21 protein-coding genes are annotated in these 22,871 nt (G+C 66.1%); 1 reads left to right on the plus strand and 20 read right to left on the minus strand.

What is annotated here, in order from left to right:
* Positions 1–29: 29 nt before the first annotated feature.
* The 20 genes from wag31 to R3P93_RS07580 all read right to left on the minus strand — a co-directional run bounded on the left by wag31 (position 30) and on the right by R3P93_RS07580 (position 22,055).
* On the minus strand, positions 30–881 hold the full coding sequence (gene wag31 / locus R3P93_RS07485) for a DivIVA-like cell division protein Wag31 (RefSeq protein WP_094640120.1): 852 nt from the start codon (positions 879–881) through the stop codon (positions 30–32).
* A gap of 160 nt (positions 882–1,041) precedes the next feature.
* Positions 1,042–1,329, minus strand: coding sequence for a YggT family protein (locus tag R3P93_RS07490; protein ID WP_068051947.1), 288 nt, complete (start codon positions 1,327–1,329; stop codon positions 1,042–1,044).
* Between the two features lie 82 nt (positions 1,330–1,411).
* Positions 1,412–2,056 (minus strand): cell division protein SepF, encoded by a 645-nt coding sequence (locus R3P93_RS07495; protein WP_068051950.1) that lies wholly within the window; start codon positions 2,054–2,056, stop codon positions 1,412–1,414.
* Positions 2,057–2,139: 83 nt separating this feature from the next.
* Complete coding sequence (locus R3P93_RS07500) at positions 2,140–2,895, minus strand: YggS family pyridoxal phosphate-dependent enzyme (RefSeq protein WP_068051992.1); 756 nt, start codon at positions 2,893–2,895, stop codon at positions 2,140–2,142.
* A 19-nt stretch (positions 2,896–2,914) separates the two neighbouring features.
* Complete coding sequence (pgeF, locus tag R3P93_RS07505) at positions 2,915–3,682, minus strand: peptidoglycan editing factor PgeF (protein WP_068051953.1); 768 nt, start codon at positions 3,680–3,682, stop codon at positions 2,915–2,917.
* Positions 3,679–4,974 (minus strand): cell division protein FtsZ, encoded by a 1,296-nt coding sequence (gene ftsZ / locus R3P93_RS07510; protein ID WP_068051956.1) that lies wholly within the window; start codon positions 4,972–4,974, stop codon positions 3,679–3,681. The genes pgeF and ftsZ overlap by 4 nt, the downstream gene beginning before the upstream one ends.
* A 171-nt stretch (positions 4,975–5,145) precedes the next feature.
* Positions 5,146–5,940 carry a cell division protein FtsQ/DivIB gene (locus R3P93_RS07515; protein ID WP_317532711.1) on the minus strand — a complete coding sequence of 265 codons (795 nt, stop codon included), beginning with the start codon at positions 5,938–5,940 and terminating at the stop codon, positions 5,146–5,148.
* Entirely contained in the window at positions 5,937–7,442 is a 1,506-nt protein-coding gene (gene murC, locus R3P93_RS07520) for a UDP-N-acetylmuramate--L-alanine ligase (RefSeq protein ID WP_094669869.1), read from the minus strand. The genes R3P93_RS07515 and murC overlap by 4 nt, the downstream gene beginning before the upstream one ends.
* A 63-nt stretch (positions 7,443–7,505) precedes the next feature.
* The gene (murG, locus tag R3P93_RS07525) at positions 7,506–8,648 is read right to left on the minus strand and encodes an undecaprenyldiphospho-muramoylpentapeptide beta-N-acetylglucosaminyltransferase (protein ID WP_217901112.1); all 1,143 of its coding nucleotides are present in this window, start codon (positions 8,646–8,648) and stop codon (positions 7,506–7,508) included.
* Entirely contained in the window at positions 8,645–10,243 is a 1,599-nt protein-coding gene (gene ftsW / locus R3P93_RS07530; RefSeq protein ID WP_068051961.1) for a putative lipid II flippase FtsW, read from the minus strand. Before ftsW ends, murG begins: the two co-directional genes overlap by 4 nt.
* On the minus strand, positions 10,240–11,712 hold the full coding sequence (gene murD / locus R3P93_RS07535; RefSeq protein ID WP_149406119.1) for a UDP-N-acetylmuramoyl-L-alanine--D-glutamate ligase: 1,473 nt from the start codon (positions 11,710–11,712) through the stop codon (positions 10,240–10,242). Before murD ends, ftsW begins: the two co-directional genes overlap by 4 nt.
* 3 nt (positions 11,713–11,715) lie before the next feature.
* A complete protein-coding gene (gene mraY, locus R3P93_RS07540) occupies positions 11,716–12,801 on the minus strand; it encodes a phospho-N-acetylmuramoyl-pentapeptide-transferase (protein ID WP_032394385.1) in 1,086 nt (361 codons plus the stop codon).
* Positions 12,798–14,306, minus strand: coding sequence for a UDP-N-acetylmuramoyl-tripeptide--D-alanyl-D-alanine ligase (locus R3P93_RS07545; RefSeq protein ID WP_149406120.1), 1,509 nt, complete (start codon positions 14,304–14,306; stop codon positions 12,798–12,800). The genes mraY and R3P93_RS07545 overlap by 4 nt, the downstream gene beginning before the upstream one ends.
* Positions 14,303–15,904 carry a UDP-N-acetylmuramoyl-L-alanyl-D-glutamate--2,6-diaminopimelate ligase gene (locus tag R3P93_RS07550; protein ID WP_094688474.1) on the minus strand — a complete coding sequence of 534 codons (1,602 nt, stop codon included), beginning with the start codon at positions 15,902–15,904 and terminating at the stop codon, positions 14,303–14,305. Before R3P93_RS07550 ends, R3P93_RS07545 begins: the two co-directional genes overlap by 4 nt.
* A gap of 159 nt (positions 15,905–16,063) precedes the next feature.
* On the minus strand, positions 16,064–17,920 hold the full coding sequence (locus R3P93_RS07555; protein WP_068051974.1) for a peptidoglycan D,D-transpeptidase FtsI family protein: 1,857 nt from the start codon (positions 17,918–17,920) through the stop codon (positions 16,064–16,066).
* Entirely contained in the window at positions 17,917–18,744 is an 828-nt protein-coding gene (locus R3P93_RS07560; protein WP_262498365.1) for a hypothetical protein, read from the minus strand. The genes R3P93_RS07555 and R3P93_RS07560 overlap by 4 nt, the downstream gene beginning before the upstream one ends.
* Positions 18,741–19,772, minus strand: a complete 1,032-nt coding sequence (gene rsmH / locus R3P93_RS07565) for a 16S rRNA (cytosine(1402)-N(4))-methyltransferase RsmH (protein ID WP_262498366.1) — start codon at positions 19,770–19,772, stop codon at positions 18,741–18,743. The genes R3P93_RS07560 and rsmH overlap by 4 nt, the downstream gene beginning before the upstream one ends.
* A gap of 220 nt (positions 19,773–19,992) precedes the next feature.
* Entirely contained in the window at positions 19,993–20,424 is a 432-nt protein-coding gene (gene mraZ / locus R3P93_RS07570; protein ID WP_027497352.1) for a division/cell wall cluster transcriptional repressor MraZ, read from the minus strand.
* A 510-nt stretch (positions 20,425–20,934) separates the two neighbouring features.
* Positions 20,935–21,372, minus strand: a complete 438-nt coding sequence (locus tag R3P93_RS07575; protein ID WP_068051986.1) for a DUF3040 domain-containing protein — start codon at positions 21,370–21,372, stop codon at positions 20,935–20,937.
* Positions 21,373–21,599: 227 nt separating this feature from the next.
* Positions 21,600–22,055 carry an SAV_6107 family HEPN domain-containing protein gene (locus R3P93_RS07580; protein WP_068051989.1) on the minus strand — a complete coding sequence of 152 codons (456 nt, stop codon included), beginning with the start codon at positions 22,053–22,055 and terminating at the stop codon, positions 21,600–21,602.
* Positions 22,056–22,251: 196 nt separating this feature from the next.
* On the opposite strand from R3P93_RS07580, the gene R3P93_RS07585 reads away from it, so the two are divergent.
* The gene (locus R3P93_RS07585) at positions 22,252–22,869 is read left to right on the plus strand and encodes a GNAT family N-acetyltransferase (RefSeq protein ID WP_149406121.1); all 618 of its coding nucleotides are present in this window, start codon (positions 22,252–22,254) and stop codon (positions 22,867–22,869) included.
* Positions 22,870–22,871: the final 2 nt, after the last annotated feature.

Here is a 22,871-nt window from a genome sequence, read left to right on the forward strand (position 1 = left end):
GTTCGGCAGCATCGACACGAACTCCTGCGTCAGTTGCCCTTGGCGTACGACTGGCTGTACCCCGACGACTGGCTGTCCTGGTTGAAGTTGTCCTGCCCGTTGTCCACCGGCAGCGCCGAGGAACGGTTCTCGAGCTCTTCGAGCTGCGATTCCAGGTAGGACTTGAGCCGCACGCGGTACTCGCGCTCGAACGTCTTGAGCTGCTCGATGCGACCTTCGAGGACCGAACGCTGCTGGTTGATCGTCGCCATGATCTCGGTGTGCTTGCGCTCGGCATCGGCCTGCAGTGCGTCGGCCTTCTCCTTGGCCTGACGCAGCTGGGTCTCGGAGCGCGTCTGTGCGTCGGACAGCAGCGACTCGGACTTCTGCCGAGCCTCGGACATCATCGACTCCGAACGCGTGCGGGCATCCGAGACCAAACGCTCGGCGTTGGTGCGCGCGTTGCCGAGCAGCTGCTCGGACTCCGACTTGGCATCACCGGTGAGACGATCGGCCATCTCCTGAGCGAGGCCCAGAATCTTGGCGGCCTGCATGTTGGAGTCGCCGCTCTGCTGCGGGGCCGCCGCAACGGGTGCGACCGGAGCGGGCTGGGCCGCGACGGGCGGTGGCTTGGGGGGATCCACCGGGCGCTGTGGCTCGGCCTTCGGTGCCGCGACCTGAGCCGCCTGCGGGCTCTGCCGCGAAGCGTTCTTGGCGTCCGCAAGCTCCTGGTCGAGCTCACCGACCCGCTGGCGGAGGTCGGCGTTCTCTTCGATCAGTCGCGACAACTCTTGCTCGACGAGGTCGAGAAAAGCGTCGACCTCGTCTTCGTTGTAACCACGCTTACCGATGGGCGGCTTGCTGAACGCGACATTGTGCACATCAGCTGGAGTCAGCGGCATGGAAGGATCCCTTCACGCGTCTTGGGGCGGTAGAGCAAGCATTCAGTTATATGCCATTCCGCGCGAGTGCAGAACAATCAAACTGTAACTGGCGTCCATTCTGTCACACAGGACACGCAGCATGCGCTGGGTCCCGCGTTCTAACATTTCGTCTGCGATCTCAGGCCGCGAGACCGCTGGTCACATTCCACGCGATGAAGACGACGAACAGCAGGACCATGATGGACAGGTCCAGTCGCACTCCGCCGAGGTTGAGCGGCGGAATTATCCTGCGGAGGAACTTCACCGGCGGGTCGGTGACCGTGAAGATCGCCTCGAGCACGATGACGACCAACCCGGTCGGTTGCCAATCTCTCGCGAAAGTTCTGATGAACTCGACGATGATTCGACCGATGAGAAGGAGCCAAAAAAGAAACAATACGATGTTGATCACCGTGAACACGATCACGGCTATACTCTGCCTGAATTCGACGGGCTGAGCAAAGCGCGCTGGTCACAGCCCTGCACTACCGCCCCGAACAGCGAATCTCTCACTGCTGACTGTAGAAGCCGGTCTCGGCGATCCGCCTGCGCTCCTGCGGCGAGACGTCGACGTCGGCCGGCGAGAGCAGGAATACCTTGGTCGCCACCTTGTCGAAGGAACCGCGCAGCGCGAAGGCGAGCCCGGCCGCGAAATCGACCAGGCGCTTGGCGTCGGCGTTGCTCATCTCGACCAGGTCCATGATGACCGGAGTGCCGTCGCGGAAACGCTCACCGATGGTGCGCGCCTCGCTGTAGTCACGCGGTCGCAGCGTGGTGATCTTCGAGAGCGGGCCGCCGTCGTCCGCGATAGGGCTGCGTCGCGTCTCCGCACGCACGTCCATCCGAGTGTCCATGGCCAACGCTCCCCTGGTTGCTGCACCTCGCGTGGTCGGTGCCGCGCCACGTCCTCGTCCGCCGATCGGGGCCAGCGTCGCCGGACGCGGGGCCTCGTAGTCGTCGTAGTCGTCCTCGACCTGCGCGTGCCGAGATCCACCGAACGACGGCTTCACGAATTCACGCTCATCCATGTCGTCGTAGGTGTCACGACCACCACGGGAACTGCGTCGCGTGTCCGGATCGTCGAGGTAGTCGTCCTCGTAGTCGGCGAGCGGAACCATGCCGAAGTACGCCTTGAACTTGTGCAGGGTGCTCATCGTTCTGCCTTCCGTGGCGGTGTGTTTACTGTCCATCTCCAGGTTCGCAAGTGTCTGTTGTGACTGATGTGATCCATGGACTGTTATTGCGAGGTTATCGGCCGCGCGCCGAGTATTGCGGTACCGACACGCACGCACGTCGATCCGTGCCGCACAGCAGCTTCCAGGTCTCCGGTCATGCCTGCGGACAGCTCGAGCGCTTCGGGATGATCGGCCGTCAGCCGACGGTGCAGGCTCTCGAGATCGGCGAATGCGGCGTCCGGATCGGCACCGAGCGGTGGCACCGCCATCAACCCCGCCAAACGCAACCCGGACGCGTTCGACACCGCGTCGGCAAGCTCGTGGAGTTCGTCGCGTTCGACGCCGCCGCGGTGCACATCCCCGTCGAGACTGACCTGAACGATCACGTCGAGTTCGGTCCGACGCACACCCTCGTCCAATGCCGCCGTCGTCGCCTTGGACAGTGCGGCCACCAACCGCGCACTGTCGACGGAATGAATGGCGTGCGCCCACGCGGCAACCGACTTCGCCTTGTTTCGCTGCAGGTGTCCGATCATGTGCCAGCGAGGCGGATCGCCGACGAAATCTTCGGCCGTCTCGGCGACCTTGGGCGACGCGTCCTGCTCTCGGGACTCGCCGAAGTCGCGGCACCCCAGTTCGTAGAGAACCCGCACGTCCGAGGCGGGGAAGAACTTGGTCACCGGCAGCAGAGCCACGTCGGCGGGCGACCGGCCCGCATCGACACAGGCGCGGTGCAACCGCTCGCGCACCGACGTCAACGCCGTCTCGATCTCCTGCGCCCGGTCGGTGCCCGACGCGCTGCCGGTGGGTTCGCTCATGACAACCTCTTCTGCCGGTTCACCGGTCTGCCGTTTCGGCCCGATCACCTGGGGATGTGCTGTCCATCCAGACGACACTGGCGATTCGGCCGGTCGATCCTTCACGACGGTGACTGAACAAGGCCCGGTCCTCGATGGTGCACCGCGGATCCTGAGCGACACCGGACACTCCCGCGGCGAGCAGCTGAGCGCGGATACCGGCGGGAATGTCCAGCCCCGGCGTGTTGCGGACCGTGGTCGTCGCGCTGCCGGGGAGATGCTTGTCGACGTCCGCTCGCATGGAGGCGGGCACCTCGTACTGTCGGCCGCTCGCCGCCGGACCGAGAAATGCGCCGATCCGCGCCGGAACCGCCCCGAGCTCGACCATGGCGGCCAACACCCGGGGAACGATGCCGATGCGGGCACCGACCCGTCCTGCATGCACCGCTGCGATCACGCCTGCCTCCTCGTCGGAGAGCAGGACCGGCACGCAATCGGCAGTCAACACCACCAGACCGAGATCACGTTGCGTCGTCACCAACGCATCGGTCATCGGCACCGGCTCGGACACCGGACCGTCCACCACGGTGACGGTGCGTCCGTGGACCTGCTCCATGAACACGAGCCGTTCGAGTCCCATACCCAGTCGATCGCCGAGGCGTCGACGGTTGGCTTCCACCGAAGCGGGGTCGTCACCTACGTGATCGCCCAGATTGAACGTGTCGAACGGCGGTGCCGAGACGCCGCCCGCCCGCGTCGTCGAGACGCGTCGGACACGAAACGGACCGGCGGAAGCGGTGTCACTCACCGCCGCATGAAGGACGGCACATCGACTTCGTCTTCGCCCTCGTCCTCGGCGATCGGAACGCGACGGCCGGAACCGACGGACTCGCGGCCCTGTCCGGACGAGTCCCGGCCCTGGCCGGACGAGTCGCGACCGTAACCCGCTGCGGATTCGCGGCTCGACGATTCGCGGTTGGACGAGCTCGACGAGTTCAGCGGCGGCAGACTGCTACCACTCGGTGCGCCGACCGGGTCGCGGAACACAGCACCGTCGGAACTGTCGGTCGATTTGGAGGACACCTCGCCCGAGCGAGCCGATCCGATGGGGCCGCGGGTGGAGGTGGCAGCTTCGACCGGACGCCGCGTCGGGGTTCCGCCGTCGAAGCCTGCGGCGATGACGGTCACGCGGACCTCGTCGCCGAGCGAGTCGTCGATGACGGTGCCGAAGATGATGTTGGCGTCGATGTGTGCGGCTTCCTGCACCAGCGAGGCGGCCTCGTTGATCTCGAACAGACCGAGATCGGATCCACCGGCGATGGAGAGCAGCACTCCGCGTGCACCTTCCATCGAGGCTTCGAGCAGCGGCGAGTTGATCGCCGATTCGGCCGCCTTGATCGCGCGACCCTCACCGCGTGAGGATCCGATACCCATCAGTGCACTGCCTGCGCCGGACATGACGCCCTTGACGTCGGCGAAGTCGACATTGATCAGTCCGGGAGTGGTGATCAGGTCGGTGATGCCCTGGACACCGTTGAGCAGTACTTCGTCGGCGCTGCGGAACGCGTCCATGAGGCTGACGGCCGCGTCGCCGAGCTGGAGCAGTCGGTCGTTCGGGATGACGATGAGCGTGTCGCAGGACTCGCGGAGCTGCTGGATGCCGGTGTCGGCCTGTCCACCGCGCCGCTTGCCCTCGAAAGAGAACGGCCGGGTGACGACACCGACGGTCAGTGCGCCGAGCTTGCGAGCGATGTTGGCGACGACAGGAGCGCCACCGGTACCGGTGCCGCCGCCCTCGCCTGCGGTGACGAACACCATGTCGGCACCCTTGAGCACCTCTTCGATCTCGTCCTTGTGATCGTCTGCTGCGCGGCGGCCGACCTCGGGATCGGCACCTGCGCCGAGTCCGCGGGTCAGTTCGCGGCCGACGTCGAGCTTGACGTCTGCGTCACTCATCAGCAAGGCCTGAGCGTCGGTGTTGACCGCGATGAACTCGACTCCCTTGAGTCCCTGTTCGATCATGCGGTTGACCGCGTTCACGCCGCCGCCGCCGATGCCGACGACCTTGATTACGGCGAGGTAGTTGTGCGGGGGCGTCATGGGCTCTCGCCTTCCGTGGATTGTTGCCTGAAATGTGGAAAACCCTCAACCTAAACCACAGGCTTAGAGTTATGTCAAGTACTGAACTGGTCGAAACGCTATTCATCGCCGACGACTATCGCCATTAGGCGCGCCGACGCCACGCGAGAAATTCCGGTCCGCGCGTCGAAACTATTTGGTGGTGGGCAGATCCGGACTCGACACGTCGAAGATCTGACCGGGTTGGGACAGCAATGCGATCGCGACCGCGCCCTTGCGCTCGGAGTCGTCCTTGCTGCCCCACACGACGGTGCGCCCGTCGAGCAGCAGAATCGAGATGTCGGACAGCGTGCTCGTCCGCAGCTCGGCGGCCTGATCGCGCAGCAGCGGTGGCAACGTATCGAGAACCGCCAGTGCATCTTTCGTCACCGGATCACCGAACACCGGATTGTCGGTCACCAGACGTACTACCCCTGGCGGTGGCGGCGCGATCGCGAAATCGACGCCGGTGGAGTCCAGGAGATGGGTGCCGTCCGGAGAATCGAAGAACGCCACCGGAACTCGCTCCTCGACCGTCACCTGCACGGTGGACGGATACTGGCGTTGCACGCGGACCGTCGCCAGCGCCGGGATCGTCGCCACCCGCTGCGCAGCGGCCGCTGTGTCGACCCGAACCAGCGGAAGGCCGACGGGTACGTCCAGCCGATCGAGGATCTCCTGCTCGGACACCGACGATGCCCCCGCGACCGCGATGGTGCGAACGGACAACAGCGGCGTGAAGTACACCAGCGCAGCCGATCCCACCACGACGACCACCACGGCGAGCGCAATCAGCGCGGCTTTGCGACGCGACCGCTTCACTCGGGCGCGCTCTTCTTCCCGTGCCTGAGCACGAGCTTGCTTGTCGGTGACCGCGGACGGCGAATCACCCTCTCGTGCAGCTGTTCCCGACCTCGAAGAACGGACTCGATCGGAGCGGCGGGTCACGTCGACGGCCGATCCTTCGGTACTCCGCGGCCGGTCGCAGCACCGAAATCGGTCTTCGAGCGAAGCGCATCGAGAATCGGCCCGCCGAGCATCGTCACGTCGCCGGCTCCCATGGTGATGACGACATCGCCGGGCACACTCAGGTGGGCGACCTGCTTGGCCACCAACGACAGATCCGGCTGATAGTTCACCGGCTTGGTCACCGAAGCGGCAACCAGCGCCCCCGTCACACCGGGCAACGGCTCCTCGCGCGCGCCGTAGACGTCGAGCACGACGATCTCGTCGGCCAACGACAACGCGGCACCGAACTCCTCGGCGAACGTCGCGGTCCGCGAGTACAGGTGCGGCTGGAACACCACCACCACCCGTCCCTGCTCGCCACCCGAACGATCCTGGCCTGCTACGAGGGCCTGCGCGGCAGTCAGCACCGCACGCACCTCGGTCGGGTGGTGCGCGTAGTCGTCGAACACGCGGACGCCGTGCTCACGCCCGGTGAACTGAAAGCGTCGATGCACGCCGCCGAAACCGGTGAGTCCGGCCAGCAATTCCTCGACACCGGCACCGACCTGGCGCGCCGCGACGAACGCCGCCAGCGCGTTGAGTGCAGTGTGCCGGCCGGGGACGCCGAGCCGTACGGTGCGCGCCGCGTCCTCACCTGCGATCTGCAACTGCGCGACGCCACCGATGTCCTCGGGCTCCCACGCCAGCAACCGAACGGCCATGTCGACCGGCCCGGCGTCGACGTCCGAGGACCCGTATCCCAGCACTTTCACTCCGGGAAGGTTCCGCTCGACCACGCGTCGAGCCAGCGCCGCCGAACCCGGGTCGTCCATGCAGGCCACGAGCACACCGCCGGGACCGAGGAGCGCAGCGAAGTCGTCGAACACCTGAACGTAGGCGTCGGTGGTGCCGAAGTAGTCCAGATGATCGGCTTCGATGTTGGTCACGATGATGACGTTGGCCGTGTACTGCAGCAGCGAGCCGTCGCTCTCGTCCGCCTCGGCCACGAACACGTCGCCGCTGCCGTGATGGGCGTTGGTCCCGGCTTCGTTGAGCTCTCCTCCGACGGCGAACGACGGATCGAACCCGCAGTGCTGCAGGGCGACGACCAGCATCGAGGTCGTGGACGTCTTTCCGTGCGTACCCGAGACCAACAGCGTGCGGTATCCCTGCATGAGAGAAGACAGCACGGCCGGTCGCAGCACCACCGGGATTCCACGTTCGCGGGCTTCGACGAGTTCGGGATTGGTCTGAGGAATCGCGGCGTGGGTCGTCACCACCACGGTGGGTCCGCCGTCGATCATGTCCAGGGCGCTGGCGTCGTGACCGATGCGGACCTGGGCGCCGCGTGCGCGCAGTGCGAGCACGCCGCGCGATTCCTTGGCATCCGAACCCGACACCTGTCCCCCGCGAGCGAGCAGGATCCGCGCGATGCCGGACATTCCGGCACCACCGATGCCCACCATGTGTACTCGTTCGAGCTCTGCCGGCAGATCCGACATCGCACCCTCAGTTGTCACGCGGACGTCTCCCTCGTTCTCTTCTCATGCGCGACGCCGCCCAGCTCAGCGCCGCGCCGCGTGCGCGGTATCGAGCACGATCTGCGCGACGGCAGCTGCTGCGTCCTTGTGCCCGGCACCGGCGGCGGCACGAGACATGGTGGCGATTCGTTCGGTGTCGGCCAGCAGCGCGACCACTGTCTCGCTCACGTACTGCTCGGTCAGTGTCGCATCGGCTACCAGGATGCCACCTCCGGCGTCGACCACGGGACGGGCGTTGAGTTCCTGCTCGCCGTTGCCGTGCGGCAGGGGCACGTAGACGGCGGGCAGACCGGTCGCGGAAACCTCGGCGACCGTCATGGCACCGGAGCGACAGATCGCGAGGTCCGCGGCCGCGTACGCCAGATCCATCCGGTCGATGTAGGCGCGCGCGACGTACGGCGCGGCCGGATTGCGCTGCTCGACATCGAGCGAGTTCTTCGGACCGTGGGCGTGCAGAACCGAGATTCCCGCATCGGCGAGAGCCGCCGAGGCTCCGGACACCGCGTCGTTGAGCGATCGGGCCCCCTGTGAGCCGCCGAACACCAGCAGCACCGGGCCGTTCTCGGGCAGGCCGAAGTGCGCGCGAGCCTCCGCGCGGACGGCAGCCCGGTCGAGTCCGGTGATGGTGGGACGCACGGGAATTCCGATCACGTCGGCGTCGGCAGCACCGCGCGCGGCGATCCCCGAGCCCGCGACCGCGGCGAGTACCCGCTCGGCCGAGCGGGCACCGACCTTGTTGGCGATACCCGCTCGTGCGTTGGCCTCGTGGATGACCACGGGAATTCGGCCACCACGGCCGAACAGTCGACCGCGGGCCGCGAGATAGGCCGGTAACGCGACATAGCCGCCGAATCCGACGAGCACGTCCGCCTCGACGGCCGCGAAGATCTCTCGGGTGCGGCGCACCGATCGCACGACGCGCAGCGGCAACTTGAGCAGGTCGACGGTGGGCTTACGAGGCAGCGGAACGGGCGGAATGAGCTCGAGTGCGTACCCGCGAGCCGGGACGAGAGTCGTCTCGAGGCCCCGGCTGCTGCCGAGAGCGGTGACGGTGACGGTGGGGTCGAGGACACGCAAGGCGTCGGCCACAGCGAGCGCAGGCTCGATGTGCCCGGCCGTTCCGCCCCCGGCAACCACTACGGAAATCGGTCGAGATGTCTGCTTCACCGTCGATATCCTCGCTCACCCGAGCGGACGGGAGGGCGACCGGGTTGTGGTTCCGGCCGCGGACGGTATGCCGATCGCGATCCTGCGGCGGGCTCTCGCCGGACCGGATCGCTTCGACGGGGGTTGCCGCGGGCGTTACCGCGGGGAGCGTCGCTCCGGTACGCAGCCGATGTGGGCGACATCGCGTCGGTCCGGGAACTGGAGACGCGCGTGCGGGCACGGCCGGGCTCGGCAGCCCGCGCTGTCCGTGCGTCACTGCCCTTGCCCTTACGGGACTCTAGGCGTTTGCGATCCTGCGCCGCCAGTGTGGGGCGAGTGGACTTCGAGCGCGCCATCGCGGCTCGCTTGGGCGAGAACACGGCGGGCAGCGGCAGCTTCAGAGCTCGCGCGATTCGGCCCTCCTGCCCTGCGTGCAGGGCCGCGATCGCCTCGGGTTCGTGGCGGGCGGCGCTCGCGATGATGCCGAACATCAGCAGCGTGATCGCGGTCGAGGTGCCACCGTAGGACACCAGGGGCAGCTGCAGACCGGTCACCGGCAGCAACCCGACGACGTAGCCGATGTTGATCATGGCCTGGCCGAACACCCAGCACGTGGCACCTGCGGTCAACAGCCGCAGGAACGGATCGACCGAACGCATGGCGATGCGCAGGCCGGTGTAGACGAAGAGGCCGAACAATCCGATGACTGCGAGGCAGCCGATCATTCCGAGTTCCTCGCCGATGATGGCGAAGATGAAGTCGTTGTGCGCGTTGGGCAGGTAGCTCCACTTCGCGCGGCTCTGCCCGAGCCCGCGACCGAACATTCCGCCGTCGGCGAGAGAGTATTTCGCCTGGGTGGACTGATATGACAGGCCCTGGGTGTCCTCACCCGGGTTGAGCCAGGCCTTGACGCGATTGGATCGGTAACCGGCGGTGAACGCGAGCACGGTCGCCAACGCCAGACCGGTCATCAGCACCGCACCGAACAGCCGAGCGTTCAGGCCCGCGAACCACAGCAGCGCCACCAGGATGATGCCCAGGGCGATGGCGGTACTGAGGTTCGGCTGCAGCACGACGAGCAGACACATCAGCAGACCTGCAGGCAACAGCGGCACCAGCAGCGATTTGATGTTGCCGTGCTCGCTGCGCCGCGAGGCCAACAGGTGTGCGCCCCACAGAACCAGCGCGACCTTGGCCAGCTCGGACGGCTGGAAGGACACGACGCCGAAGTCGAACCAGCGGCGCGCACCTTGGCGTTCGGCACCGATTCCGGGAATGAGCACCAACATCAACATGGTGATCGAAACCAGGAACAGCGGAAACGACAGCTTCCTGAGGTAGCGAACCGGCAGCCGGAGAGCGACGTAGAACGCCACGACTCCCAGCGCGACACCGATCAGCTGCTGGGTGAAGAGCGCGTACCCGGACTCATCGGCTGCGAAGGACTCGGCGGACGACGCCGACAGCACCATCACCAGGCCCAACACCGTGAGCAGTACCGCGATCGTGACGACGAGGTGGAAGGACGCGAGCGGTCGGCCGAACCACAGGCCGATTCGGGTGCGTGGAGCGGCGGTGCGGCGAGGTGGACGCGGCGGATGACCGGCGGCAGTCACGATCGCGACGATCCGATGTCGGTGGCCTCGAGGCGCTGGACCGACTCGGCGAAGCTGCGGCCGCGGTGGCCGTAGTCGGCGAACATGTCCAGTGACGCGGCGGCCGGGGCCAGCAGGACCGTATCCCCCGGCGCGGCGAGTTCGGCCGCATGGGCCACGACCGCCCGCATCACCGCATCAGCATCTTCAGCACCATGAGTCACACCAGCATCGTCTCCCGAAGGGAGCCTGACGACCGGAACATCGGGCGCGTGTCGCGCCAAAGCCTCTGCGATCTGCATCCCATCGCGCCCGAGAACGACCGCAGCCACGAGACGATCGGCGATCTCGACCACCAGATCGTCGATCACCGCACCCTTCAGCAACCCACCCGCGATCCACACGACGCGATCGTGCGCCGAGATCGAGGAGCGAGCGGCGTGCGGGTTGGTCGCCTTCGAGTCGTCGATGAACGTCACCCCGCCGAGCTCGCGCACCACCGCCGCACGATGCGGACCCACCCGATAGGTCTGCAGCCCCACCCGAACAGCGTCGGCCTCCACCCCGATCGAACGAGCCAGCGCGCCTGCCGCGAGCGCATCGAGAATGCCGGACGGGCCGCTCGGCTCCACGTCCTCCGCAGCGAGAAACTCGACGTTCGCACCGAAGGCGTCGTCCACGAGCATCCCTGCCCGCACTCCCAGCTCACCCGAGGCCGGCTCACCCAACCGAAACCCGACGACGGTGGCTGCGGGCGATCCGGCAGCGAGACTCGCCGCCCTCGAGTCGTCGAGACCGACCACCGCGACATCGCCACTCAACGCACGAGCCTTGGCCTGGACATATCCGTCCATACCGCCGTGCCAGTCGAGATGGTCCTCGGCGATGTTGAGCACCACCCCCGCCGCCGGACGCACCGACGGAGCCCAGAACAACTGGAACGACGACAACTCCACGGCGAGCACACTCGGATGCGGGGTACCGCGCAACGCGTCGGCGATGGGGAGTCCGATGTTGCCGCAGGCCATCGATGCGATGCCTGCCGCGTCGAGTATCGACGCCAGCATCGAGGTAGTGGTCGTCTTTCCGTTGGTGCCGGTGACCACCAGCCAGCGAGTTCGGGGTCCGTACAACTCGGCCCGGTCCACGTGCCAGGACAACTCGACATCGCCCCACACCGGAATGCCCTGCTCGGTGGCCGCGGCCAGCACCGGAGAGTCGGGACGAAAGCCGGGACTGGTGACGACGAGCGAAAACGCAGCGAGCGCCGCCGGATCGTCGAGCAGGTCGTCCTGCAGCACCACGGCAGCCCCGGATTCCGACGCCTCGTCCAGCGCGGCACGATTCGAGTCGGTGACGGTGACGACGGCACCGAGATCGAGCAACGGTTGCACGACGGCCAGTCCCGAGATGCGGGCACCGGTCACCAGCACCGAACTGCCGCGCAACCAGGTCAGGTCGGTCCGAGCGTCGTGCGGAGATTCGTCCATGCCCTATCCGCCGACAGCAGCGAGATACTCGCTGTAGAACAGGGCGAGTCCGACGGCCGACGCGATGGCGGCCAACAACCAGAACCGGATGATCACCGTCGTCTCGGCCCATCCGGCCAACTCGAAGTGATGATGGAACGGTGCCATGCGGAACACGCGTCGGCGACTGGATCGGAACACCGCGACCTGGATGACGACCGATGCGGCCTCGGCGACGAACAGCGCACCGATGACCACCATGATCAGTTCGGTCTTGGTCACCACCGACAGGCCCGCGATCAGACCGCCGAGGGCCAGGGATCCGGTGTCGCCCATGAAGATCTTGGCAGGCGCGGCGTTCCACCACAGGAAGCCGATGCAGGCTCCCGCTGCGGAGGCGCAGACCAGTGCCAGGTCGAGGGGATCTCGAACGTCGTAGCAGCCGGGGGCGGGCCCGGCGGGCCCGGCGCACGCCTGGCGGTACTGCCAGAAGGTGATGACGGTGTAGGCACCGAGCACCAATGTCATCGACCCGGCTGCGAGGCCGTCCAGGCCGTCGGTGAGGTTGACCGAGTTGGACCATGCGATCACGAGCAGGCAGACGAAGAACACGAAGACCACCGCGGACATCGACCAGGTGGCGATGTCGCGTACGTACGACAGTTGGGTGCTGCCAGGAGTGAGCCCACTCTCGCTGCGGAACTGCAACACCAGGATCGCGAACAGCACGGCTGCCGTTATCTGACCGACGTACTTACCGGTGGCGTTCAGACCCAGGTTGCGCTGCTTGCGGATCTTGATGAAATCGTCGAGAAAGCCGACGAGACCGAGCACCGTGGTCAGACCGAGAACGAGCAGGGCCGAGGCCGAAGGGCCGTCTGCGTCGTAGCCGATACCGATCAGGTGCGAGCCCCAGTAGCCGGCCCAGATGCCGACCAGAATTGCGACGCCACCCATTGTCGGTGTGCCCCGCTTGGACTGGTGACTCGCCGGGCCCTCCACTCGAATCTCCTGGCCGAAGCCCTGTTTCGAGAAGGTCTTGATCAGCACCGGGGTCAGGAGGATCGCGACCGCGAGCGCGATGCCTCCGGCGAAGAGGATCTGCCTCACTGCTCACCCTCCGCGGTGGCGCTCGACGCATCGGCCAGCAGGGCGTCTGCGACGGTCCACATCGCCCCGGACTGCGAGGCTTTCACCAGCACGATGTCGCCGGGACGCACTTCCTCGTGCAGTACTGCGATCGCCGTTTCACGGTCGGGCACCAGCATCGATTCCTCGCCCCACGAACCCTCCATGACGGCACCCTGGTGCAACGCCCGGGTGGGACGGCCGGAGTCGACGATGATCAGACGGTCGACATCGAGGCGGACGGCGAGGCGGCCGATCGCGTCGTGCTCGACCACCGAGTCCGAACCCAGCTCGCCCATCTCTCCCAGCACCGCCCAGCTGCGGCGCTTCGGCCCGTCGTCGCGACGCGACATCGACACCAGTGCTTTGAGTGCGGCGCGCATCGAATCGGGGTTGGCGTTGTACGAGTCGTTGACGACGGTGACGCCGTCGGCGCGGGTGCGCACGTCCATCCGCCTGATCGACGTCGGTGCGGCGGCCCCGAGCGCCTGGGCAACCTGCGTCAGCGTTGCTCCGCACTCGAGGGCGACGGCCGCTGCCGCGAGGGCGTTGCCGACCTGATGCTCACCGTGCACCGCCAGGGTGATCGGTACCGAACCCGCTGCGCATTCGAGCGTGAACGATGCCCGGGCGTCGGTGTCGACCTGCACGTCGAGGGCTCTGATGTCGGCATCTGCGTTGCGCCCGACCGTGACGACGGCAGCCGTTGTACGCGTGACCATTTCGGCGACGAGGCGATCGTCGATGTTGAGGATCGCCACTCCCCCGTCGGCGGCACTCGGCAGCGCCTCGACCAGCTCGCCCTTCGCCAGTGCGATGGCCGCGCGCGAGCCGAACTCGCCCAGGTGCGCGGTTCCGACATTAAGGACCACCCCGATCCGGGGCGGTGCGAGCGTGGCGAGTTCGGCGATGTGGCCGATTCCTCGGGCGGACAACTCCAGACAGAGGAAATCGGTCTCGGCATCCGCTCGCAGCGCCGTCCACGGATGTCCCAACTCGTTGTTGAACGATCCGGGCGGTGCCACCACCGAGCCCAGAGGCTCGAGGACCGCAGAGATCAGGTCCTTGGTGGAGGTCTTCCCGGAGGATCCCGTCACACCGACGACGGTCAGGCCGTGCGCGGCCGTCAACTCGAGCACCGAGGCCCGGGCCAGAGCGCCGAGCGCGGACAGCACTGCCGAACCGGAGCCGTCCGGGTCGTTCTCGAGTGCCATCGCGCGGCTCTCGTGCGGGACCGGACTGACGACCACGGCCTGTACGCCCACCGGACGCGCGGCCAGTACCAGCGCCGCACCTGCGGCAACCGCGGCGGCGGCATGGTCGTGACCGTCCACCTTCGCACCGGGTAGGGCGAGGAAGATGCTGCCGGGGGTGACCTTGCGGGAGTCGAACTCCACCGGTCCTGGCACCACGACCGACGGATCCGGCACATCGTGCACCGTGCCTCCGACGATCTCGGCGATGCGGTCGATCGAGAGGGGGATCACCGTACGCCCGCGCTCGTGCCGACCCGACGCGCATCGATGGCCGAGGCGAGTATCACTCGATCGTCGAACGGATGCTTCACACCCGCTACCTCTTGTCCGGTCTCGTGCCCTTTACCTGCGATCAACACAACATCCCCTTCGCGTGCCCAGGCCACGGCCTGTTCGATCGCCGCCGCGCGGCCTGCCACGTTTCGTACTTCACCGCGGGCCTCGTCCGGCACCGACAATGCGCCGTCCTCGACGGCCTGCCGAATGATGGCCGGATCCTCGCTGCGCGGGTTGTCGTCGGTCACCACCAGGAGCTCTGCGCCGCGCGCTCCGGCGGCACCCATCAGGGGACGCTTCGCGGTGTCGCGGTCGCCACCTGCTCCGAGCACCACCGCGATTCGTCCACGCGAGGATTCGCGCAACGTCGCCAGCACGGCCTCGACGGCGGCAGGCTTGTGCGCGTAATCGACCACCGCCAGGAAGTTCTGTCCACGGTCGATCCGCTGTACGCGGCCCGGCACGTCGACCGTCGCGACCCCGGTCACGGCCTTGCGCACGTCGGCCCCGGCCGCCGCGCAGGTCGCCAACGCCAGCACGGTGTTCGCGACGTTGTAGCGACCCGGCAACCGAACCGAGACCGGCAGCGACGCACCCTGCGGATCGGCGACGGTGAACGACTGGGTGCCGTCGTCGTGCTTGGCCCAATCCGAGACCGTCCACTGCGAATCGGCACCGGTCGACGCCGTCACCACGGCCGACCCGGCCGATCGAGCGATGTCCGCCATCCGCACGCCCCACGCGTCGTCGACACAGACGACGGCGGTGTCGGCACGAACCGCCGAGTCGGCCGCGAACAACCGACTCTTGGCCGAGAAGTAGTCCTCGAGAGAGTCGTGAAAATCGAGGTGATCCTGGGAGAGATTGGTGAACGCACCGATCGCGAAGCAGGTGCCGTCGACCCGGCCGAGGGACAACGCGTGGGAGGACACCTCCATCACCACAGTGTCGACACCCTCTTCGAGCATGACGGCGAAGAGCGCGTGCAGTTGCGGGGCCTCGGGCGTGGTGAGCGCGCTCGGTACATGCCGGCCCAGAACACGTGTCTCGATGGTGCCGATCAGACCGCATCGACGACCTGCAGCAGTCAGGCCGGCTTCGAGCAGATACGACGTCGTCGTCTTCCCCGAGGTACCGGTGATACCGATGACGGTCATCTTCGACGACGGGTTGCCGTACACGAGAGCGGAGACAGCACCCAACACCTGGCGCGGACGCTCGTGCACCAGAACCGGAACCTGTCGACCCGTGCCTGCGAGCGCTCTCCGCACGATCTCGAGTCCGGCCGGATCGGTGAACACCGCCACGGCACCCCGCTCGACTGCGTCGGCGACGAACTCGGCACCGTGTCGAGACGATCCGGGCAGTGCGGCGAAGAGATCGCCGGAAAGAACGGACTGTGCACGCAGATCGATACCGGTCACGCTCACACCGGCGGGATCGGCCTCGCCGATCGTTGCACCGACCGCGGACGCCACCTCCCGTACTTCGGTGTGCGGTGGATGCGCCGGACGTGAACCCGGAGCCGGGTGTGAATCCGATGACACAGTCACTCCTGCTCCCTTCCTCTCTACTGCCGGCCACGCGCCTGCCGCGGCTCGATCACGCCGCGGCGGCAGACGAACGAAGACGCCCGAGCCGATGTGTCAGATTACCGGCGTCCGGGATCGTGATGTCGCCGCCCCGACTACGAGGACCGGCGGGTCGGGATCTCAGTCCGCCTGCAGAACCAGCTTGGGTCCGGGGTCCGCGGACATCGGCACGCTGTCGCGCTGCAGCATCCAGCTGGCGATGTTGTGGAACAGCGGTGCTGCCGACTGGCCGCCCGAACCGTCGGCGCTGCGGGTCGGGGCGTCGAGCATGATCCCGATCACGTAGCGGGGATCGTCGGCAGGCGCGATGCCGGCGAACGTGATCCAGTAGTTCGAGTTCGAGTAGCACTTGCACTCGGGATCGACCTGCTGAGCCGTACCTGTCTTGCCGCTGATCTGGTATCCCTCGACCCCCGCGGCCACGCCGGTACCGCGCTGGTTCCCGGTGTCGTCCTGGGTGACGGATCGGAACATGTTGCGGACGGTCTTCGCGGTGTCGGGACTGACCACGTACACCCCGTCGGGCTGCTGGGTCTCGGTTCGCTGACCGTTGGCGTCCACTGTCGCTTCGACGATCCGCGGCGGGATGCGAACCCCGTCGTTGGCGATGGCCTGATACATCCCGGTCATCTGCAACAACGTCATGGACAAGCCCTGACCGATGGGGAGGTTGGCGAACGTTCCACCCGACCACTGATCACGGCTCGGAACATTTCCCGCGCTCTCGCCGGGCAGACCGACGTCGCTGCGTTGGCCGAGACCGAACTTGGTGAGCATGTCCGCGTAGCGATCCTCACCGACGCGCTGCGCCAGCATGAGGGTGCCGACGTTGGAGGACTTACCGAACACCCCGGTCGTCGTGTACGGCACGACGCCGTGGTCCCATGCGTCCTTGACCGACACGCCGGACATGAAAATGCTGCCCGGTACCTGCAACACCTCGTCGGGTGTGGTGAGTCCGTACTCGATGGCTGCGGCCGCGGTGATGATCTTGTTCACCGAACCGGGCTCGAACGGCGTGGTGACGGGCAGATTGCCCATTTCCTTGGTGCGCTCGTTGTTGCCGACTCCGATACCGGGGTTGAAGGTGTTGTCGTTCGACATGGCGAGCACCTCGCCGGTGTGCGAATCCTGAACGTACGCCGAGGCGTTCTTCGCTCCCGACAGGTCCTTCGCCAACTGCACCTGCTGTTGCACGTAGTACTGCAGATCTGCGTCGATGGTCAGTTCGACACTCGAACCGTTGACCGCCGGCTGCTTGTCCCGCCAGCTTCCTGGAATGACGGCACCGTCGGATCCGCGGTCGTAGGTCTGCGAACCGTCGGTTCCGGCCAGAGTCGCGTCGAGCGAATCCTCCAGACCGAGCAGACCGTGTCCGTCCCATCCGGTGGCACCGACGATGTTCCCGGCCAGCGATCCGCCCGGGTACTCACGGATGTCCTGACGCTCGAGTCCGACCTGCTTGAAATCCTTGCTGATCTTCGACGCCACGGTGGCGTCCACTCCGCGGGCGAGGTAGGTGAATTCGTCGTTGCTCTTCAGCTTCGCGAGCAGGTCCTTCTCGCTGATCACATCGCCGAGATCGCTGTGGATGCGGGCCGCGATGTCCTCGAGGTACTGCTCGGTCTCCGGCTCGGTGGGGTCCTTCGCCCTCGCCTCGTCGAGTTCCTTGCGAACCCGAACCGGTTGGAACGTCAGCGCTTTGGCCTCCATCGTGAAGGCGATCGGATTGCCGTTGCGGTCCAGGATGGATCCACGCATCGCCGGATCGACGAGAGTTGTGGTGCGTTGCGACGCCGACTCGGCCGACAACCTCGGCGCATCGAATCCCTGAATCCACAGCAACTGTGCCGCCGCGACGGCGAGCGCCACATACATCAGAACGCGACCGGTGCCGTGACGGAACCGAAAGGTGGATGAGTCGAGACGCTTTCGGCTCGGGGGCCGACGGCGTGGAGCAGGCGACGGCCTGGTCACTGCCCGCCACCCGATGCTTCGCCGGTGGACTCGGGGGCTTCGACCGCAGGTGTTTCGAGCGAGGGGATGCTCATGGGAACCAATTGTTCAGCAAGCGCGGTGTTTCCAGCTCCATTGCTTGTACTCGGCGTGGCGGCGCGGGTGTCGATCGTGCCCGAGGTTCGGTTGGGCTGAGACGCGCTTCGCGGCGTCTGCTGCTGCGATGACTGCGTGCTCGGATTCGCGACGGTGCCCTCGCCTGCGGCCGCGGCCGGTACCGGATCGAGCGGCGCCACCGGCGCACCGTCGGCCGGAGCCGGAGTACCGACGACCTGGACACCGCCGTCCGGAGCGACGATCAGACGCGCGGAGTTCTTCGCCGGGACCATCCCGAGCTCGGCGGCCTTGCGCGCCAACTCCGGAGCCGATTCCGCCAACTCCACATCACGCTGCAACGACGCCCGCTGCTGAGCGAGTTCGGCGTTGACGGCCTTGGCGGCGCTGAGATCGTAGGAGTCTCCTGCGGACCGAGTGGTCAGGAGCAACGTCAGACCGAGACCGATGGCGAGCAGGCCGATGATCAAGGCGACGAACGGAATTCGCGCGGCGATAGCGCTTCCGTTGAGCGAAGGCCGTGCACCGGCCCCGGAACCACGCGCAGAATCCGAGGTGTGGATCGACGCACGCTGCTGCCTGCGCTCGTATGCGCGAAGTGCAGCGCCGGATCGTCCACCACCCTTGCTCGTACGCTCGGGTCGCGAGAGTGGAGCCTGCGGAGCGACCCTGTTCCTCGGTGCTGGAACCCGATTGCGTTGTGTTCCAACGGTTGTGCCTGGAACCGTCATTCCGCTCTCCTTGCAATCCGTTCGGCGGCGCGCAATCTCACCGGAGCCGAACGTGGGTTGTCGTCTATTTCTGAATCCGAGGCACGCTCGGCACCTCTGGTCAGGAGCCGGAACTCCGGACCCATTCCTGGAAGCTCGACCGGCAGCCCCTCGGGACTGCGGGACTTGATCCGAGGTGCCAACTCCTGCTTGACAACTCGGTCTTCGAGCGATTGATACGACATGAAGACGACCCGGCCGCCGACAGCCAATGCGTCGAGCCCGGCAGGTACCGCCGCCTTCAACGAATCCAGTTCACCGTTGACCTCGATGCGAAGTGCCTGGAAGGTGCGCTTGGCAGGGTGTCCGCCGGTGCGCCGGGTCGCGGCCGGAATTGCGGCATAGAGCAATTCGACCAACGGGCCACTCGTGGTGAACGGCGTGTGTTCTCGGCGTCGCAGTACAGCGGAAGCGATCTTGCCGGCGAACCGTTCCTCGCCGTACGTGCTGAGGACCCGTGCGATGTCGCCGTGCGAGTACGTGTTGAGGACGTCTGCGGCGGTGATTCCCACGGTCGGATTCATTCGCATGTCCAGCGGGGCGTCCACGGAGTAGGCGAATCCGCGATCGGACTCGTCCAACTGCATGGACGACACTCCGAGGTCGAACAGAATCGCGTGAACGGACCCGACAGCAGGCAGACCGGCCTCGTCGAGCGCTTCGGCGATGCCGTCGTAGGTCTTGTGCGCCAACGTGATTCGATCGGCAAAGGGAGCCAAACGGGCTCCGGCCAGCTCGAGCGCATCGGGATCCCGGTCGAGTCCGATGAGGTGCAGGTGCGGGTAGGTCCGCAGGAAATGCTCGGCGTGACCACCGAGGCCGAGTGTTGCGTCGATCATGACGCGAGTACCGCCGGTGGAGCCGAGTGCGGGTCCGAGCAGTTCGTCGGCTCGTTCGAGTCGAACCGGAACGTGGAGCGGGCCTGCGGATCGACGGTGGGGTCGGTCGGCGGACGACTCGATGTCGTCCGGTCCGGTGCCCTCCGTCATGGTTCCTCCCGGTCGCGCGTACGTACTTCTCGCCCGGGTCCGGGCCGTGCGGGTCGCCCACCGAAGCCGACGCGAATGCATCGAGGTCCCTGTCCGATAGGGAACCTGGCGTTGGGGAAGAACGTCAGGGTCCTGATCTGCGAAACCTGGCGTTGGGGAAGAACGTCAGGGTTCTGATCGGGCAGAGGCCTCGCTGCACTCGCAGGCGACCTGGTTCGGGCTACAAGATCCCTCCGAGGGACTCGTCGAAAGCGTCGGAGAAATCCTGTTCGTTCTCGGCGGAGTAGCGCGCCCACGCTTCGTCGTTCCAGATCTCGATGAAGTCCATCGAACCGATCACCACGCAGTTTCGTTCGAGCCCCGCGTACCGGCGATGCTCGGGACTGATGGTGATTCGACCCTGTCCGTCCGGCCGCTGTTCGTCGGTTCCCGAGAAGAACTGGCGAACGTAAGCACGGGCTTTGGGGTTGGCACGAGAAGCCGCCGTCAATTTCCGAGAGCGCTCCGCGAAGTCGGCCGCGGTGTAGACAGCGAGGCTGAAATCCTGCCCCTTGCTCACCATGACCCCTCCTGCAAGCGCGTCCCGAAACTTGGCCGGCAACGTGAGTCGACCCTTGTCGTCGAGCTTCGGCGTGTAGGTACCGAGAAACACTCGCCACCTCCAGCCTCGACTCTCCGCTGCGGACCACTTTACCCCACTCTCCCCCACTTCGAACCATCCGCCGCCGGAAAACTTTGGCCAAAGTGACATTCATGCAGCTCAGCGTGCACAAGATCGGCTGCTTCGGCAGCGATGCCGCGGGTGATATCGCCGGTTCGATTCGGGAGCGACGGCCCTTGGGTCCACCACTGCAGCCGTCTGAGCAGCACCTCGACGTCGGGTGTGGCGGTTGGACGCAGATCTCAGCCCTTCAGTGGGGCCTTGGTGGGGAGAAGTGGGGAATGTGGGTGAAAGTGGGGAGTGTCGGGGAGGGATCCCAGAACTCCCGTGCGCGGGAGTGTTCGAGCCGGCCCTCGACGCGGAGCGGAGGGCTGCAGGCAATTCTGCGGCGTCTGTTCGCGGGCAGAAAACGACAACAGCACCTCACCCGAGGGTGAGATGCTGTTCTACGTCGACGCGTGAAGTTGTCGAGACGAGCCGGTTCGATGTAACCCGGTCGATTCAGTCCTGCTCGAACCTCTTACGGAACCGATCTTCCATGCGAGAGGTGAAGCTGCCGCCCTTGCGACCACCCTTCGATTTCTGTCCGGTAGAACGCCCGGACGTCTCGGCAGCATCGTTGGCTGTGCTGCCTTCGTCCTGCGACGCTGCGGCTCCCTTGCTGGAACCGCCGAACAGGAACAGTGCCCCGGCACCGAACATCAACAAAAAGCCGATGAGACTGACGACGAGAAAAGCCAAACTGTTCGTCGACAATGCAACACCGGCGACGAGCAACACGAGTCCCACTACGAACAGCGCGGCAGCCTGAAAGCGCCTCCTGCTCGACGCCGCGCGTACGCGACCGCCCCTCACATGAGACGCGAATTTGGGATCCTCGGCGTAGAGAGCGCTCTCGATCTGATCGAGCATGCGCTGCTCGTGCTCGGAGAGTGGCACGGTACCTCCCCCTGCACAGATATTGAAGGTCATTTCGGTTACGAAACGACGGGAAGCTGACCTTGGCGGCTACCTGTTGTCGATGATACGAGCTGAATCGGCCGCTTACCACCTACTCGGTCGATGTGTTCCTGAGAAACACCGAAGTTTTCGAGACGCACGTCCCGAAAACTCCGTGCGAACACCGCATGACGTGGCGATTGTCGGCTGACGTCCAGCTGTGTGAGCTACGCCGACAAGGGTGCGGTCATCGGGTCGACGGACGCGAAACGCCCCTGCCCGCCGAGTCGATCCTCGACGGAGTTCAGAAAACGACCGACGTGCCGCTGGAAATCGTCGGCATCGAGATCGTCGATCGTGCTCGACGCACCGGCCTCGACTGCAGCCCGGGTGGCCGAGAAGGACGCGAAGTAGTCGGCCCAGACTGCGAGTTCCGGTGCCGCCTTCGCCATCAACACCCACGCGCTGCGTGAACGAGGACGCGCTCCGATCGAGTTCGGCAACGACGCGAGCACCGCTGCCGCGCCTTTCAGTGCGGCGGCGTAGCTGCCGAGAAATCGATCTCCGGCATTGCTCTCCCCGATGGACTCGGACAGCAGAGCATCCGCTCGACCCAACAGAACCTGAGCCTGACGCGACACCGGCGACCGCACTCCGGCATCGAATGCCTTCGTGATCGTCATACTCGAACACCTCCAGTTCGAATCTCCGGCGCGCACCTGGCGCGGCCGGAACCGTGGCGAAGCCTTACAGTCGAACTCCGGAGACTCCGACTCGAGGATCCGAGCCGGAACCACCGGCGCACTCGGCCCCGATTGTCGAACACCCGTTCGACACATTCAATATAGCTGTGCCCACCGACAAGTTTCCGAAGAAAGGTTGAGAACAGTCGTCACCGATGCGCAGACAACGCCGTACCTGGTCGATCTGACGCCCCCGGAATTCCGCCAGCGGCTGTTCGAGGCACTGTCCATCTACGTCGAGGCCATGGGCTATCCGCGTGGAACCGAACAGAGCAGAGCACCGATGTGGAGCGAACATCTGCACCGGCCGGGCTGGCGAGCAGTCGGTGCACTGCTCCCGAACACCGACCCGACACAACCTGATTCCCTGGTCGCCGTGGCATACGGCTACAACGGTGCCGCGCACCAGTGGTGGCATCAACAGGTTCGCGACGGTTTGCGACGCACGGGGCATTCCCCACAGAACGTCGAGGCCACGCTCGACGACTACTTCGAGCTCACCGAGTTGCACGTCCTGCCGAGCGCTCAGGGGCACGGCCTCGGCGGACGGCTGTGCAGCCGTCTGCTCGACGGCGTTTCCGCGCAGAACGTGATGTTGTCCACACCCGAGGTACCGGAGGAGGACAATCGAGCCTGGCGGCTGTACCGGCGGCTCGGCTTCGCGGACGTACTACGCGAATTCACGTTCGCCGGTGACCGACGCCCCTTCGCAGTCCTGGGCCGCCGGTTGCCTCTCGATGGGCCAGTAGCCTGAGG

It is taken from the genome of Rhodococcus cerastii, assembly GCF_033042195.1.
In the GTDB taxonomy this organism is placed as follows: domain Bacteria; phylum Actinomycetota; class Actinomycetes; order Mycobacteriales; family Mycobacteriaceae; genus Rhodococcoides.

Excerpts from the sequence above, each read along its gene's own strand:
- wag31 (WP_094640120.1), bottom strand. The coding sequence starts at position 881 with ATGCCGCTGACTCCAGCTGATGTGCACAATGTCGCGTTCAGCAAGCCG.
- R3P93_RS07495 (WP_068051950.1), bottom strand. The coding sequence starts at position 2,056 with ATGAGCACCCTGCACAAGTTCAAGGCGTACTTCGGCATGGTTCCGCTC.
- R3P93_RS07500 (WP_068051992.1), bottom strand. The coding sequence starts at position 2,895 with ATGAGCGAACCCACCGGCAGCGCGTCGGGCACCGACCGGGCGCAGGAG.
- ftsZ (WP_068051956.1), bottom strand. The coding sequence starts at position 4,974 with ATGACGCCCCCGCACAACTACCTCGCCGTAATCAAGGTCGTCGGCATC.
- murC (WP_094669869.1), bottom strand. The coding sequence starts at position 7,442 with ATGTCGGATCTGCCGGCAGAGCTCGAACGAGTACACATGGTGGGCATC.
- murD (WP_149406119.1), bottom strand. The coding sequence starts at position 11,712 with ATGGACGAATCTCCGCACGACGCTCGGACCGACCTGACCTGGTTGCGC.
- R3P93_RS07560 (WP_262498365.1), bottom strand. The coding sequence starts at position 18,744 with ATGACGGTTCCAGGCACAACCGTTGGAACACAACGCAATCGGGTTCCA.
- rsmH (WP_262498366.1), bottom strand. The coding sequence starts at position 19,772 with ATGACGGAGGGCACCGGACCGGACGACATCGAGTCGTCCGCCGACCGA.
- R3P93_RS07580 (WP_068051989.1), bottom strand. The coding sequence starts at position 22,055 with ATGACGATCACGAAGGCATTCGATGCCGGAGTGCGGTCGCCGGTGTCG.